Source organism: Microvirga sp. BSC39, from assembly GCF_000739015.1.
Taxonomy (GTDB): Bacteria; Pseudomonadota; Alphaproteobacteria; order Rhizobiales; family Beijerinckiaceae; genus Microvirga.
On the sequence record NZ_JPUG01000046.1, the window covers coordinates 1 to 12,178 of the forward strand.

Consider the following 12,178-nt stretch of genomic DNA (forward strand, 5'->3'; position numbering starts at 1 on the left):
CCCTGTCCCAGAAGCTCTCCACCCTTATGTGGGAGGGCCCCGCGGAGGAGCTGACCCTCACGGCCAACACCCAGCCGGCCCTCATGGCCGTGAGTCTCGCGGCCATCCGCGTCCTGGAAGCCGAGGCCGGTCTCGATTTGAAGCGGCATCCCGCCTTTGTGGCCGGCCACTCGCTCGGCGAGTATTCGGCGCTTGCCGCCGCCGGCAGCCTGTCCATTTCCGATACGGCCCGGCTTCTGAGGATCCGCGGCAACGCCATGCAGAATGCCGTTCCCGTGGGGCAGGGTGCCATGGCGGCGCTTCTGGGCCTCGAATACGATACCGCCCTCGAGGTCGCCCGCGAGGCGGCTCAGGGCGAGGTCTGCGATGCGGCCAACGACAATGGCGGCGCCCAGGTGGTGGTGTCCGGTCATAAGGCCGCCGTCGAGCGGGCGGTAGCCATCGCCCAAACCAAGGGCGCCAAGCGTGCCGTGATGCTGGCCGTGTCCGCCCCCTTCCATTGCGCTCTCATGCAGCCGGCAGCCGATGCCATGCGCGAGGCCCTGGACGGCGTGACCGTGAATGCCCCGGTTGTTCCGGTCGTGGCCAACGTGGAGGCCATCGCCATCACCGACCCGTCGGCGATCCGCGACGCCCTGGTCCGCCAGGTCACCGGAACCGTGCGCTGGCGCGAGAGCGTCGCCTATATGGCCTCCCAGGGCGTCGATTCCTTCTATGAGGTTGGCTCCGGCAAGGTGCTGACCGGCCTTGTGAAGCGCATCGCGGCGGGCGCTTCGTCTGCCGCCATCGGCGGACCTGATGACATTGCCGCCTTCAAGGCGTCCCTGAACGGATAAGAGGAACCCCGCATGTTCGATCTCACCGGCCGCAAGGCTCTCGTTACCGGCGCCACGGGCGGCATCGGCGGCGCCATTGCCCGCGCCCTTCATGCCCAGGGCGCGACCGTCACCCTCTCCGGAACCCGCCGCGCTGCCCTGGACGAGCTTGCCTCGTCGCTGGGCGAGCGGGTCCATGTGGTCGAAGCCAACCTGTCCGACAAGGACTCGGTCGAGGCTCTCGTTCCGGCGGCTGAGGCGGCCATGGAAGGGCTCGACATCCTGGTCAACAATGCCGGCGTGACCAAGGACAACCTGTTCATGCGCATGAAGGACGAGGAGTGGGACACGGTGCTCGCCGTGAACCTCACCGCCTCCTTCCGTCTCTCCCGGGCGGCGGTGAAGAACATGATGCGCCGCCGCTACGGCCGCATCGTCAATATCGGCTCCGTGGTGGGCTCCACGGGCAATCCGGGGCAGGGCAACTATGCCGCCTCCAAGGCCGGCCTCATCGGCATGACCAAGGCGCTCGCCGCCGAGGTCGCCAGCCGCAACATCACGGTGAACTGCGTCGCTCCGGGCTTCATCGAGTCGCCCATGACCGACGTGCTCAACGACAAGCAGCGGGAGGGGATCCTGGGCACGATCCCCATGGGGCGCCTGGGCCAAGGCGATGAGATCGCTTCTTCCGTGGTTTATCTCGCGTCCACTGAGGCCGCCTACGTGACGGGTCAGACCCTGCACGTGAATGGCGGAATGGCCATGTTCTAAAGGAACTTATGGCCGTTTTCGGAATCTGTTTGCAGGTGCCGACAACCTCTCGCCAGACAGGATAAGCTTGTGTTAAGCATGATCCCGATCAGGTCAAAGGGGTTGACCGGCGCTCAAAAATGCGGCTTTGCACGGCGCAGGGTAGCCGTTTCAGCGTTGTCAGCTGAGCAGCTGATCTAATTTGATTTCTTGAATCCGCCCAATCCTGAGGCGGCAGCCACTGAGGAAAAAACGATGAGTGACGTCGCTGATCGCGTGAAGAAGATTGTTGTCGAGCACCTGGGCGTCGAAGCCGACAAGGTGGTCGAGAACGCGAACTTCATCGACGACCTGGGCGCCGACAGCCTTGATACGGTCGAGCTGGTGATGGCGTTCGAGGAAGAGTTCAACGTCGAGATTCCGGATGACGCGGCTGAGACCATCGTGACGGTCGGCGACGCTGTCCGCTTCCTCGAGAAGAACGCAGCCTAAGAGCTGAAGGGGCGTCGGGTGATTCATCCGACGCCCTAATTTTATCAATCGATAAGGCAGGAATTCATGCGCCGGGTAGTTGTTACAGGTCTTGGCATGGTCACTCCGCTGGGCAGCGGGGTCGATGCCACATGGTCCCGCCTCATCGAGGGACAGAGCGGCGCCGGCAAGATCACGGATTTCCAGGTCGACGACCTGGCCTGCCAGATCGCCTGCCAGATCCCACGGGGCGACGGCACCGACGGCACCTTCAACGCCGACGATTGGATGGAGCCCAAGGAGCAGCGCAAGGTCGATCCCTTCATCGTCTATGCGATGGCAGCGTCGACCCAGGCTCTTCGCGATTCCGGCTGGCAGCCGAAGACTTATGAGGAGCAGTGCGCCACGGGCGTGCTGATCGGCTCCGGCATCGGCGGCATCGGCGGTATCTACGAAGCGTCCGCGACCTTGATCGAGCGCGGCCCGCGCCGCATCTCGCCGTTCTTCATCCCCGGCCGCCTGATCAACCTGGCTGGCGGCTACGTCTCCATCGAGCACGGCCTGAAGGGTCCGAACCACGCAGTCGTGACCGCCTGCTCCACCGGGTCGCATGCCATCGGCGACGCAGCCCGCCTGATCGCGCTTGGCGATGCGGACGTGATGGTCGCGGGCGGCACGGAATCACCGGTCAACCGCCTCTCCATCGCAGGCTTTGCTGCCTGCCGGGCTCTCTCCACGGGCTACAACGACAGGCCCGAGAAGGCTTCTCGCCCCTACGACAAGGACCGTGACGGCTTCGTCATGGGCGAGGGTGCCGGTATCGTGGTGCTGGAGGAATACGAGCACGCCAAGGCCCGCGGCGCCAAGATCTATGCCGAGGTAATCGGCTACGGCCTGTCGGGCGACGCCTATCACATCACCTCGCCGTCCGAGGACGGCGACGGCGCCTATCGCTGCATGGCCGCCGCCCTCAAGCGCGCCGCCATCGACGTGTCCGAGATCGACTACGTCAACGCCCACGGCACCTCGACGCCCCTGGGCGACGAGCTTGAGCTGAAGGCGGTCGAGCGCATCATGGGCAATGCCGCCGGCAAGCTTTCCATGTCGTCCACCAAGTCGGCCATCGGTCACCTGCTCGGCGCCGCCGGTGCCGTCGAGGCGATCTTCTCGATCCTGGCCATCCGCGACGGCATCATCCCGCCGACGATCAACCTCGACAATCCGTCCGTGGAGACGGCCATCGACCTCGTGCCGAAGCAGGCCAAGCACAAGGAGGTCAACGTGGCCCTGTCGAACTCCTTCGGGTTCGGCGGAACTAACGCTTCGCTCATTCTTCGTCGCGTATCATAAGACTGCGGGAGCCTCTTACGGCTTTTCGCCATAATCCCTGCTAGGGTGTCGGCGGACCGGCAGGACCGCCGGCCGGTACCAGAAAAGCGGCGTGATGTTCGGACGAAAGAAAAAGATCCTTCTTGCTCCCGTAGACGATTCCGAGAACGGGTCGTCCCAGCCGCGCCTGGCGCCCCGATCCCCAAGCGAGGCCATCAAGCCATCGATGGCTCCGCCGCCGCCGCCCAGGCTCCGCCGCCGCCGCAGGGGCATGCTCTCCCTTCTCAGCGGGCTGCTGACCCTGCTCGTGGCCGTAGCCATCGCGGGCATCTTCGGTTTCTCCATGCTCCAGCAGGCGGTGACGACCGACGGGCCGCTGCAGAGCGACAAGGTGGTGGTGATCCCCCGCAACACCGGCACCGGTGAGATCGCCCAGATCCTCAAGGAGGAGGGCGTGATCGAGCAGCCCATGCTGTTCCAGGCTTATGCTTACATGAACCGCCAGCGCGGACAGCTCAAAGCCGGCGAGTTCCAGTTCAAGGCCGGCACCAGCGTCGAAGAGGCCATCGACACCCTGATCCAGGGCCGGGCCATCCTGCACACAGTCACGGTCCCGGAAGGGCTCACCAGCGAGCAGATCATGGCTCGTCTCTACGAGCATGAGATCCTCACGGGCGACATCAGCGAAACCCCGCGCGAAGGCTCGCTCCTGCCCGATACCTACAAGTTCGAGCGCGGCACCACGCGCCAGCAGATCATCAACACCATGCAGGCGGCCCAACGTCAGGCCCTCGAGCAGATCTGGCAGCGCCGCTCGTCCGAGCTGCCGATCAAGTCCCCGCAGGAACTCGTAATCCTTGCTTCCATTGTGGAGAAGGAGACGGGCCGCGCCGACGAGCGCACGCGGGTGGCCGGCGTCTTCATCAACCGGCTCATGAAGCGCATGAGGCTCCAGTCCGACCCGACCATCGTCTACGGGCTGGTGGGCGGAAAGGGCACTCTGGGACGCGGCATCCTGCGCAGCGAGATCGAGGCGGCGACGCCCTACAACACCTATGTGATCGAAGGGCTGCCTCCCGGCCCCATCGCCAATCCCGGCCGGGCAGCGCTTGAGGCGGTGGCCAACCCGTCCAGGACCAAGGACCTTTACTTCGTGGCCGACGGTTCCGGCGGTCATGCCTTCGCCGAGACCTACGAGCAGCATCAGCGCAACGTGGCCCGGTGGCGGCAGATCGAGAAGAGCCGTCCCGCGCCCGGCCCTGGGGATGTGGACCGGGCGCTGCCCGATGCAGAGCAGACCGGCGTGACACCCGGTGCCGCCCCCGCGTTGCGCGGCACCGCAAACGCCCTGCCGGCTGGGGGCGGACGCCCTGGACGCGGCTTCGATGCCAGCGAGGGAACCGACAAGGATCCGCTCAAGAACAAGAGCTTCGACCTGACTAAACCGAAGAACGTCCCGGCTCTTCAACAGCCATGAGTTGCCAGGGTAGATCCCTGATCCTTGCAATCGACTCTTGGATCGGCGCGCATTATGGTCGCGCCGATTTTTCATTCCGTCCGAGGTTTCACGCATGTCCATTGCGAGCATGACCGGCTTTGCCCGCGAGGCCGGTGTCACCGGCGCCTATCAATGGGCCTGGGAACTCAAGACCGTGAACGGCCGCGGGCTCGAAGTGCGGGTTCGGACACCTTCGGGTCTCGACGCCCTGGGCGAGGAGGCGCGCGGGCAGATCCTCAAGGCGCTCACCCGGGGACAAGGCCAGCTGAATCTCTCGCTGAGCAAGGCGTCGTCCGCCCCGAAGCTGCGCGTCAACCAGGATGTGCTGCAATCGCTGCTCTCCGCCCTCAATGGCCTGTCGCTTCCTGAGAACGTGAAGCCCGCCTCCCTCGACGGTCTCCTTGCCATACGTGGCGTGGTGGAACTCGACGACGATGCCGACGATCCGGGGCAGAACGAGGAGCTTGCGGCCGCGTTGAGAGCCGGTGCCGGAGCGCTGATCGATGGGCTCAAGGCAGCCCGCCTGAAAGAGGGGCAGGCGCTGTCCGCCGTCCTCGGACAGCAGGTCGATCTCATCTCACGGCTCGTCGACGAGGCCGAAGCCGCGCCCGCCCGTCGGCCGGAGGCAATCCGCGCGCGGCTGGAAACTCAGATCGCAGAATTGTTCGAGGGCAAGCATGCCCTCGACCCGGCACGCCTCCACCAGGAGGCGGTGCTGATCGCGGCCCGGGCGGATATCCGCGAGGAGCTTGATCGCCTGCGCGCCCATGTGGATGCCGCTCGCGGCCTGCTGCAGGAAGGCGGCCCGGTCGGCCGGCGTCTCGATTTCCTGGCGCAGGAATTCGGCCGCGAGGCGAATACCCTGTGCGCGAAAGCCAATGATGTCTCCCTGTCGCGGATCGGCCTTGAATTGAAGGCCGTGATCGAGCAATTCCGCGAGCAGGTTCAGAACGTGGAGTGATGCGGTGAGCCAAGATCCGAAGTCCCCGGTCGGCCGTCGCGGCCTGATCCTCATCCTGTCGTCGCCATCGGGTGCCGGCAAAACCACGCTCACCCGCAGCCTCGTGGAAGAGCGGGCCGGCGTTCTGTCGGTTTCCGTCACCACGCGTCCCAAGCGTCCGTCGGAGATCGAGGGCAGGCACTATCACTTCATCGACGTGGAGGAGTTCAAGGCGATGCGCGATCGCGACGAGCTCCTGGAATGGGCCGAGGTGCACGGCAACTTCTACGGAACGCCGCGCAAGCCCGTGGAGAAGACGCTGGCCGCCGGCCAGGACATGGTCTTCGACATCGATTACCAGGGCACCCGCCAGGTGCGGCAGAAGCTGCCGGACGATGTGGTGACCGTGTTCGTCCTGCCTCCGAGCTTCAAGGAGCTGAAGGCGCGCCTGGAGCGCCGGGCGGAGGATGCACCCGACGTCATCGCCAAGCGTCTCGCCAATGCCCGCGTCGAGATGGAGCGCTGGGTCGAGTACGACTACGTGATCGTCAACGAAGACCTCGACCGCTCCTTCCAGAGCCTCAAGGCCATCCAGGCGGCCGAGCGCCTCAAGCGCGATCGCCTCGTCGGCCTCTCTGACTTTGTCGAAGGATTGCTGGACGAGAAACTCGACTAGATCAACGCTTCCTGTCAGACGAGCGCCAGCTGGTTCCGGCGCTCATGGCGGGCGATGGCATGCCCGATCAGCACCTCCATCAACTCGCTCTGCGGCAGGCCTCCTGCCTCCCAAAGCTTGGGATACATGCTGATCGCCGTGAAGCCCGGCAGGGTGTTCACCTCGTTGACGAACAGGCTGCCCTCGCTCTTCGGATCCACGAAGAAGTCGACACGGGCCAATCCTTCGCAGCCGAGAGTCCTGAACGTTTCAACCGCAAGCTCCTGGATGCGTCGCGCTTGGTCTGAGGAGAGTTCGGCGGGAATGCGCAGGAGGGCGCCGTCCGCGTCGATGTACTTGGCGTCATAGCTGTAGAAGCCGTGGCTGCCGGCCGGCACGATCTCGCCGAGCGGCGAGGCCTTGATCTCGCCTGTGGCGTCCTCCAGCACGGAGCATTCGATCTCCCGCGCGCCCGTGACGCTGCGCTCCACCAGCAACTTGCCGTCATAGCGGAAGGCGCGCTCGCAGGCTTTGTCGAACTCCTCAGCCGATGAGGCGCGGGATACGCCCACCGACGAGCCCATATTGGCGGGCTTCACGAAAAGATCACGGGTGCCGAGCGCATCCACCGCAGCTCCATAGTCGACGCGGGTGCGGGGCGTCAGCGTCAGGAAGGGAACGACCGGCAGGCCGCTGTCGCGCAGCAACCGCTTGGCCACATCCTTGTCCATGCCGGCGGCGGAGCCCATCACGCCGGAGCCCACATAAGGAATATTGGCGAGTTCGAGGAAGCCCTGGACCGTCCCATCCTCGCCGTTCGGCCCGTGGAGCACCGGCACGACCGCGTCGAGGTGAAGCGTCGTGGAGCCGGCGTCGCCGTTCAGGACCATCATCTCGCCTGCCCCACCGGGCAGCAGGGCAACCTGGGGCGCTCCCTCGGGGATCTCCAGAGATCTCGCCCCCCGTCCACCGCCATTGCCGCTGTCGCAGAGGAGCCAGCGCCCATCCCGACCGATGCCGATGGGGATGATGTCGTAGCGGTCCGGATCGAGGGCGCGCAGCACATTGGCGGCCGAAAGCTTGGAGACTTCATGCTCTGCTGAGCGGCCTCCGAACAGAAGCCCGATCCTCTTGCGCGGCTGCGACATGCCCGCTTCCTCCTCTCGCGGCTATATGAGGCCGCATACCTGAACCAATCCTGGGAGAGGCAGGGTTAAGGTCCTATGAAAGGCCGGCGCCGCTCCCGTCGAGCGGCTGCATATAGGCCGTATCGAGCACGAGGCGAGCGTCCTGGTCGTTCTAAGCCCGTGAGCCGCGCGTGGCGTCCAGGGCATTGGCCAGCGCCACATAGCCCTCGACCGGGATGTTCTCGGCCCGGGTCGTCTCTTCGAGCCCCGCCGCCTGAATGATCTCGGCCGGATCCGGAGCGATGGATTTCAGGCTCTGGCGCAGCATCTTGCGGCGTTGCCCGAAGGCTGCCCGCGTCACGGCCTCCAGGGCTTCGAGACGGCAGGGCAGAGGGTTCGCCCGCGGGGTCAGGTGGACGATGCTCGACCTGATCTTCGGCGGCGGCACGAAGGCGGAGGGCGGCACGTCGAAGAGGATGCGCGATTCCGCGCGCCAGCCGCAGAGGACGCCCAGGCGTCCGTAGTTCTTCGGGTCGCTCTCGTCGGCAACGATGCGCTCGGCGACTTCGCGCTGGAACATGAGAGTGAGCGAGGCCCACCAGGGCGGCCAGGCGCCGCCGGTGAGCCACCCGGTGAGCAGGGCCGTGCCGACATTGTAGGGCAGGTTGGCGATGATCCGGACGAACCCGTCGCCGGCCATAGGGCGCGGATCAAACTCCAGCGCATCGGCCTCGACCACCTCCAGTCGTCCCGGATAGTGGTCGGCGATTTCCGCAAGCGCCGGGAGGCAGCGGGTGTCGCGCTCGATGGCGATTACTCTCTTGGCGCCAGCGGCCAGGATGGCCCGGGTCAGACCGCCGGGGCCGGGGCCGACCTCGATGACGGTAGCCTCCTCCAGCGATCCGGCCGAGCGGGCGATGCGGCTGGTGAGGTTGAGATCGAACAGGAAGTTCTGGCCCAGCGACTTCTTGGCCATGAGGCCATGGGTGCGGACCACCTCGCGCAAGGGCGGAAGGTCGTCTATCTGGCTCATGGAGCTCCCAATCTCGCGGCGAGCTTGATAGCGGCGATGAGGCTGTCGGGCCGGGCAATGCCTTGGCCCGCGATGTCGAAGGCCGTGCCGTGATCCGGGGAAGTGCGCACGAAGGGGAGCCCTAGGGTGACGTTGACCGCCTCGTCGAACGCGATGGTCTTGATCGGGATGAGTGCCTGATCGTGGTACATGGCAAGCGCCGCATCATAGCGGCTGCGGGCGCGGGCGTGGAACATGGTGTCTGCGGGCAAGGGGCCTGTCACCTCGATGCCATCGGCGCGCAGCATGTCGATGGCCGGGGCGATGACACTGCTGTCCTCCTGTCCCATTGCTCCGTTCTCACCGGCGTGAGGATTGAGGCCTGCCAACGCCAGTCTCGGATGTGCGATGCCGAACCGCTCCCGCAACTCCCGGGCCACGATGCGCCCTGTCAGCACGATCAGATCCGAGGTGAGGGCGGAGGGCACGTCCGCGAGGGGGATATGCACGGTCACGGGCACCACGGACAGCTCTTCGCTCCAGAGCATCATCACAGGATGCCAGATCTCATCCCTGCCTTCTGACGCGAGGGCGGCGAGAAATTCCGTATGGCCCGGGTGCCGGAACCCGGCCTCGTAGAGGACGTGCTTGGCAATGGGGTTCGTGACGAGTGCCGAAGCGGCCCCCTTCTGGACCAGCCGCACGGCCGTCTCGATGGACTCGATCACCGAGGCCGCAGCGCCTGCATCGGGCTTGCCCGGTTGTGCCGAGACCGAAACGCTCAAGGGGAGAACCGGGAGGGCGTTCGGGAATGTGTCCGGGATCCGTGACACCTCGACGGCCATGATCGGAATGTCCCAACCCTGGCTCTGAGCAACGCGCTCAAGGAATGCGGGGTCGCTCAACACCGCAAAGGGGGGCAGGGCCTGTTCTTTCCGCAGCATCCAGGCCCTCAGGGCCAGTTCCGGCCCGATCCCGGCCGGGTCACCCTGCGTCAGCAGGAGTGAGGGCTGGTTCAAGGCCGACACCGGTGTCCTTCACCATCACTCATCGTCGGAACCGCTGAGCCGCTGAGTATAGCCCACCTCGCCGAGGGAGCGGAGCTCGAGACTGAAAGCGACCGTGTGGTTCTGCTCCCTCTCGCCTGAGGTAAAAGTAACATCGCGCGGCGTGACGCTATAGCTCACCGAGAAGGTCGTGCACTCGTCGATGTAGCCCAGTCCCAGGGACATGCCAGCCACATAACCGACGTTCTCACGTCGGGAGATCGCTGCTCCTGGAGCAACTACTGCAGGGACGGCAAACGCTTCGCGCGCCACGAGATAGCGGTCGAGGTCGAGGAGCAGAGAGCCCGTGACGAACCAGTTCGGCGTCATATCCCAGCGTGCGGAAGCCAGCAGGCCCTCGCGACGGGTCGGGAAGCCGATGGCCTCCTGAGCCTCGTAACGGGCGTAGGTCAGGGAGGTCGAGACCGGCAGATAGGGATTGAAGTCAGCCCGGATGCCGGCTTCGAACCGGTTCAGGCTGAAATCTTCCTGATCGAAGCGTCCACGTGTCACGAAAGCAAAGTTGGCATTCGGCGAGATCTGGAAGCGGCCGACATAGTCGGATGCCCGGGACTCGAGGCCCGAATCCAAGCCCACATTGGCCAGGTCGCCCTGCCGGAACGAGTTGCGTCCCGCAACCTGATAGGACTGCCCGAACAGCACGTTGGCATAGAAGTTGTCTGCCCCGGTAACGGTGTACTGCAGGCCGACATTGGCGCGCACGCCGCCCTCGACCCGATCGTAGCCGGAGAACTTGTCCCAATCGAAGAGCGACGTGTCGTCGAAGACGAGGCTCTGGGCATCCTCGTTGGGAAGGTTGCCGATCCGGGTCTCGTTCGGGCGGGCAATGATCTGGGCGATGGGCTCCAGGATCTGCTGGCCCGAGGTGCCGAGGCTGGCGATGAAGGGATAGCGGTACTCGAGCCCGACCGCCGGGGTGGCGCGGAAGAGATACTCGTCATTCCCGTCGATGAAGTTGGCGAGCTGCGGGTTCTGGTAGCCGTTGAAATCGGGGGCGATCCAGAAATTATCAGCCCGGAGATAGGCGAACGGGGTCCAGACCTGACCGATCGGGTCGATGAACTCGCGCCGCCAGGACGCTGTCACAGAAGCGCGCGACGTGGAGCCGCTGATGCCGCGAACCAAGCACGATCTTGGATCGAATTCGATGCAGGTCCGCGCGATGCCGAAATAGGCCGTATTCCCGGGAAAAAGCGGGTCGAACTGCGCTGCCTCGCGGGACAGGCTGGTGACGTTCACGTCGATCGCGAACTCGCCGCCGATGGTCGGAGGCGTGAAGCGCTTGTTGTAGTCGGCCACCGGAGCAACGATCGGCTGCTGCTTCTGCCAGTCGTAGGTGGAGAGGGTCTTGAAGTAGTAGCCCCGCGCATCGAAGAACGACCGGTCTCCCTGGCCCTGGAGATAGACGGTCGAGATCGATTCCTTGACGTAATAGCTGCTCAGGCTCTCGCTGCGGATGCGGTAGTTGGTGAGGAACCATTTGTCGGACACGAGGGCGATGTCCCAGCCCCAGCGCCAGTTCTGGTTGATGTAGAACTCGCCCGATGTTTCCAGGGAGCCGCGGAAATCGCGATCTCCGGCTCCGAGCGGAGAGGGGAGAAAGGCCTCCGGGTCCAGCTGGTTGATGCCGGCGGCGCGGATGTTGTAGGCGCCGGTCTCCAGGCGGTGGCGCCACTCGACTTGCCCGAGAAGCCCCTGGCGGCTCAGGATGGTCGGGCTGATCGTCAGGTCGTAATTGGGAGCAATCGCCCAGAAGAACGGGACCGAGCCGCCGTAGCCCAGGGTGTTCGAGTAGACGTAACGCGGCGCCAGGAAGCCCGTCTTGCGTTTGACCGTCGGGTCCGGCGTCCAGAAATAAGGCAGGTAGGCGACCGGGATGCCGAGAAGCTCAAGGGTCGCATCCTCGTAATAGATCGTCCGCTCGCTGTTGTTGTGGATGATCTTCGCGGCCTTCACCTGCCAGAGCGGGGGGCGTTCCGGGTTGTCCTTGCAGGGCTCGCAGGCGGTGTAGGTGCCGCGCTCAAAGGTCGTGGTCTCGCCCTCGGCGCGCTCGGCCCTGGGGGCGGAGAACCGGGTCGTCAGCGGACGGCCCTGCTCCACGGTGGTCTGCACGACCCTCAGGGAATCGATGAAGCCGCTCTTGAAGTCGTCGGTGAGCTCGAAACGGTCACCCGTTGCCACGGTACCGTTGGTCTCCGTCAGGCGGGCATTGCCCTCGGCAAAGACGCGGCCGGTGTTCCGGTCATAGGTGACCCGGTCGGCCTGAAGCGTCCGGCCCTGGTAGTTCATCTGCACGTCGCCGGTGGCGGCAATCGTGTTCCGGTCGTTGTCGTAGACGATTTCCCTGGCGTCCACGAGGAGGCGGTCGTTCCCCGATCCCGATTGGGCGCGGGCGCCGATGGCCTCGTTGAGCGTGGCTTGGGCAAGCGCAGGCATTGACCCAGCGGCATACATCAGTGCCGCTGCGACCGCAGACGTTGCGATCGTTGTCTTGAGCCGCCGCATCCCCACTCC

General features: G+C 65.2%; 11 protein-coding genes. 7 read left to right on the forward strand and 4 right to left on the reverse strand.

What is annotated here, in order from left to right; translation table 11 throughout:
• The 7 genes from fabD to gmk all read left to right on the forward strand — a co-directional run.
• Positions 1-836: ACP S-malonyltransferase (gene fabD / locus MA07_RS05530; RefSeq protein ID WP_036347901.1), on the forward strand; the 836-nt coding region annotated here is incomplete at its 5' end.
• A gap of 12 nt (positions 837-848) precedes the next feature.
• Entirely contained in the window at positions 849-1,586 is a 738-nt protein-coding gene (gene fabG / locus MA07_RS05535) for a 3-oxoacyl-[acyl-carrier-protein] reductase (protein WP_036347902.1), read from the forward strand.
• A gap of 234 nt (positions 1,587-1,820) precedes the next feature.
• Positions 1,821-2,057, forward strand: a complete 237-nt coding sequence (locus MA07_RS05540) for an acyl carrier protein (protein WP_036347903.1) — start codon at positions 1,821-1,823, stop codon at positions 2,055-2,057.
• A 66-nt stretch (positions 2,058-2,123) separates the two neighbouring features.
• Positions 2,124-3,386, forward strand: a complete 1,263-nt coding sequence (gene fabF / locus MA07_RS05545; RefSeq protein WP_036347904.1) for a beta-ketoacyl-ACP synthase II — start codon at positions 2,124-2,126, stop codon at positions 3,384-3,386.
• 94 nt (positions 3,387-3,480) lie between these two features.
• Positions 3,481-4,842: an endolytic transglycosylase MltG gene (mltG, locus tag MA07_RS05550; RefSeq protein ID WP_036347905.1), complete on the forward strand. Its 1,362-nt coding sequence runs from the start codon at positions 3,481-3,483 to the stop codon at positions 4,840-4,842.
• A gap of 94 nt (positions 4,843-4,936) precedes the next feature.
• Entirely contained in the window at positions 4,937-5,824 is an 888-nt protein-coding gene (locus tag MA07_RS05555; protein ID WP_036347906.1) for a YicC/YloC family endoribonuclease, read from the forward strand.
• A 4-nt stretch (positions 5,825-5,828) separates the two neighbouring features.
• Positions 5,829-6,479, forward strand: a complete 651-nt coding sequence (gmk, locus tag MA07_RS05560; protein ID WP_036347907.1) for a guanylate kinase — start codon at positions 5,829-5,831, stop codon at positions 6,477-6,479.
• A 14-nt stretch (positions 6,480-6,493) separates the two neighbouring features.
• On the opposite strand, the gene MA07_RS05565 is transcribed toward gmk, so the two are convergent.
• From MA07_RS05565 to MA07_RS05580, 4 genes are all read right to left on the reverse strand, one after another.
• Entirely contained in the window at positions 6,494-7,606 is a 1,113-nt protein-coding gene (locus tag MA07_RS05565; RefSeq protein ID WP_036347908.1) for a D-alanine--D-alanine ligase family protein, read from the reverse strand.
• 151 nt (positions 7,607-7,757) lie between these two features.
• The gene (rsmA, locus tag MA07_RS05570; RefSeq protein WP_036347909.1) at positions 7,758-8,618 is read right to left on the reverse strand and encodes a 16S rRNA (adenine(1518)-N(6)/adenine(1519)-N(6))-dimethyltransferase RsmA; all 861 of its coding nucleotides are present in this window, start codon (positions 8,616-8,618) and stop codon (positions 7,758-7,760) included.
• A complete protein-coding gene (gene pdxA / locus MA07_RS05575; RefSeq protein ID WP_081928805.1) occupies positions 8,615-9,616 on the reverse strand; it encodes a 4-hydroxythreonine-4-phosphate dehydrogenase PdxA in 1,002 nt (333 codons plus the stop codon). Before pdxA ends, rsmA begins: the two co-directional genes overlap by 4 nt.
• A 24-nt stretch (positions 9,617-9,640) precedes the next feature.
• Complete coding sequence (locus tag MA07_RS05580; RefSeq protein ID WP_036347911.1) at positions 9,641-12,169, reverse strand: LPS-assembly protein LptD; 2,529 nt, start codon at positions 12,167-12,169, stop codon at positions 9,641-9,643.
• Positions 12,170-12,178 lie beyond the last annotated feature (9 nt).

Bases quoted from the DNA above. Each gene is read 5' to 3' on its own strand.
- MA07_RS05580 (WP_036347911.1), bottom strand. From the start codon at position 12,169: ATGCGGCGGCTCAAGACAACGATCGCAACGTCTGCGGTCGCAGCGGCA.
- fabG (WP_036347902.1), top strand. From the start codon at position 849: ATGTTCGATCTCACCGGCCGCAAGGCTCTCGTTACCGGCGCCACGGGC.
- mltG (WP_036347905.1), top strand. From the start codon at position 3,481: ATGTTCGGACGAAAGAAAAAGATCCTTCTTGCTCCCGTAGACGATTCC.
- MA07_RS05540 (WP_036347903.1), top strand. From the start codon at position 1,821: ATGAGTGACGTCGCTGATCGCGTGAAGAAGATTGTTGTCGAGCACCTG.
- MA07_RS05565 (WP_036347908.1), bottom strand. From the start codon at position 7,606: ATGTCGCAGCCGCGCAAGAGGATCGGGCTTCTGTTCGGAGGCCGCTCA.
- rsmA (WP_036347909.1), bottom strand. From the start codon at position 8,618: ATGAGCCAGATAGACGACCTTCCGCCCTTGCGCGAGGTGGTCCGCACC.
- fabF (WP_036347904.1), top strand. From the start codon at position 2,124: ATGCGCCGGGTAGTTGTTACAGGTCTTGGCATGGTCACTCCGCTGGGC.
- MA07_RS05555 (WP_036347906.1), top strand. From the start codon at position 4,937: ATGTCCATTGCGAGCATGACCGGCTTTGCCCGCGAGGCCGGTGTCACC.